The 2,284-nt window shown below is 70.4% G+C and carries 3 protein-coding genes; all 3 read right to left on the bottom strand.

Annotation, left to right across the window (positions count from 1 at the left end; translation table 11 throughout):
• Nucleotides 1-29 precede the first annotated feature (29 nt).
• Nucleotides 30-437, bottom strand: a complete 408-nt coding sequence (locus tag CCN44_RS45405; protein ID WP_086704681.1) for a hypothetical protein — start codon at nt 435-437, stop codon at nt 30-32.
• A 265-nt stretch (nt 438-702) separates the two neighbouring features.
• A protein-coding gene (locus CCN44_RS42815) for an IS5 family transposase (RefSeq protein WP_411292836.1) occupies nt 703-1,523 on the bottom strand; the annotation gives its coding sequence in 2 pieces (ribosomal slippage) (nt 703-1,181 and nt 1,181-1,523; 822 coding nt in all).
• An 84-nt stretch (nt 1,524-1,607) separates the two neighbouring features.
• Nucleotides 1,608-2,284, bottom strand: a 677-nt coding sequence (locus tag CCN44_RS42810) for an MBL fold metallo-hydrolase (RefSeq protein ID WP_107502195.1), incomplete at its 5' end; no start/stop codon positions are given.

The raw sequence follows: 2,284 nt of genomic DNA, 5'->3' as shown, positions 1-2,284 counted from the left end.
TCGAGCTGGGCCGGGCCGAGGGTGGCCGGTCAGGCCTTCCGGATGGTGTAGCCGAGGGTCGTGCCGACGCAGCTGGTGCTCCGGAACGAGCCGCTGACGACCCATCCGGTGGGGACGGGAGAGTAGGAACACACGGTGGCGTAGCTCTGGCCGGCGGTGTTGCCGATGTTGTAGGCGACGCCGACCCCGGTGCAGTTGCTCGTGCTGTACGAGCTCGTGATGACCCACCCGGTGGGGATGGGGGACTGGGAGCACACGGAGGCGGAGTTGAATCCGCTCGTATCGGCGATGGTGTACCAGACGCCGGTGGCGCAGCCGCTGCCCCGGTACGAGCTGGTGATGACCCAGTCGGCCGGAATGGCGGCGTCGGAGCAGACGTTCGCGCTGCCCGCAACCCGCTGAGGGGCGGCCTGCGCCTGCGCGGTCGCGGCGGTCACGACCGCTATATCGACAGCGAGGTCGAGGAGCCTCCGTCCGAACGTATAGCGGCATACGTCGCGGCGCTTCTTGAGCGGTGGTGCGACCTCACTGAGGACGAGGAGGACACTTCGCCCTGGTCGACGGGCCCGTTGTCCGGCGAGGCCAGTGGTCCGTTGATCTACTTCCCGATGCGGTGGAGCATGGCCGAGGAGGCATCGGCCTACGCGGCATCCGTGGCGGAGTCCATGGGTCTGGTCTGTTTCGACGTGCAGCAGGACCGGCTCAGGCCTTGAGTAGGGTCGCCAACCGGCGATAGCCGATGAGGGCTGCGGCTATGCCGACGAAGGCGAGGAAGTGCTCGGCCTTGCGCTCGTATCGACGGTGGAGACGGCGGCAACCGGCGAGCCAGGACACGGTCCGTTCGACCACCCACCGGTGGGGGCCGAGACCTTGTGAGGACTCGATGCCCTTGCGCGCGATGCGGTGGGGGATGCCGCGTTCGCGGAGCCACCGACGCAGGTGGTCGTAGTCATAGCCCTTGTCTCCGTGGAGCTTGTGGGGGCGCCGTCGACGAGGTCCGCGTCGGGACCGGATCGGCGGGATGCCTCGCACGAGCGGTTCGAGACCGAGGCTGTCGTGCATGTTCGCGCCCGAGACGCCCAGTGGGAGCGGCAGTCCATTTCGGTCGGTGATCAGGTGGATTTTCGATCCAGGCTTGCCACGGTCGGTCGGATTCGGTCCCGTCAGAGGCCCCCTTTTGCAGCCCGCATGCTGACGGAGTCGATCGCGCAGCGCGACCAGTCCAGTTCCCCGCGGGCGCCGAGTTCGTCGGGGATGACGCGGTGGAGCCGAGCCCAGACCCGGGCTCGGCTCCAGTGGGCGAAGCGTCGGTAGACGGTCTGCCAGCTCGGACCGAACACCGGCGGGAGCTGCCGCCAGGTACAGCCCGAGGTGGCCAGGAAGATGATCGCGGCCAATGCTTCACGGTCACCCGCCCTACGCCGACCGCCGCCCTGCGGGCGTATGACCTCCGTCGGCGGTACCACCCGCCGAGACAGCATCCACAACTCGTCCGGCACCAGACGCTCGACCAAGTCCGTCATGCACGGCTCAACGAACGATCACCCCATAAGAAACGACGTCTAAGGCCCCGCGCCCTGTTCGAGGAGGCCCGGCTGGGGGCCCGGCTAGGAGGCCCGGTCCCGGGCCTGCTCGGCCGCGGCCCGCACCGGGCCGTGGTGAACCGGTCCGTGCCCGGGCAGCAGGATGTCGCCGTCGAGTCGGCCGATCACGTCCAGGGAGGCCAGCACCCGCGCCCGGTCGTGGTGGAAGAAGTCGGGCAGCAGCTGCGGGCCCTTGAGCCGCGAGGTGGCGTGCCCGCTGACCAGGGCGTCCCCGGAGATCAGGACGCCCGCGTCCGGCAGGTGGTAGACGCAGTGGCCGTCCGTGTGCCCGGGGGTGTGCACGGGGACCGGCCGGCCCGGCAGGTCCAACGGCCCCTCGGCCGGGAACGGTTCGGGCGCCGTGACCGGGTGGTTCTCCGTGCCGCCCACCCGGATCACGTGCACCGCCCACGGCAGCACACCGGGCCGCCAGGCGTTGCGGACCACGTCGCCGATGCTCGCCTGTTGCAGGAAGTCGCGCCGGGCGTGCGGGACTTCGGCCGGGTGGAGGTGGACCGGGGTGCCGTGGGCGGCGCGCAGGTACTCGGCCGAGCCCAGATGGTCGTTGTGCGCGTGGGTGATCAGGACGGCGGCGACCGCGTCCGGTGAACTGCCCACCGCCGCGAGGGACTCGAGCAGCCCGGCCCGGTCCCCGGGGTACCCGGTGTCGACCAGGGTGACGGCGTCGCCGTCCTTGAGGA

It is taken from the genome of Streptomyces tricolor (assembly GCF_002155905.1).
GTDB classification, from domain to species: Bacteria; Actinomycetota; Actinomycetes; order Streptomycetales; family Streptomycetaceae; genus Streptomyces; species Streptomyces tricolor.
The sequence above is the reverse complement of the archived record's forward strand: the minus strand, read 5'-3'. Positions and strand labels throughout refer to the sequence as shown.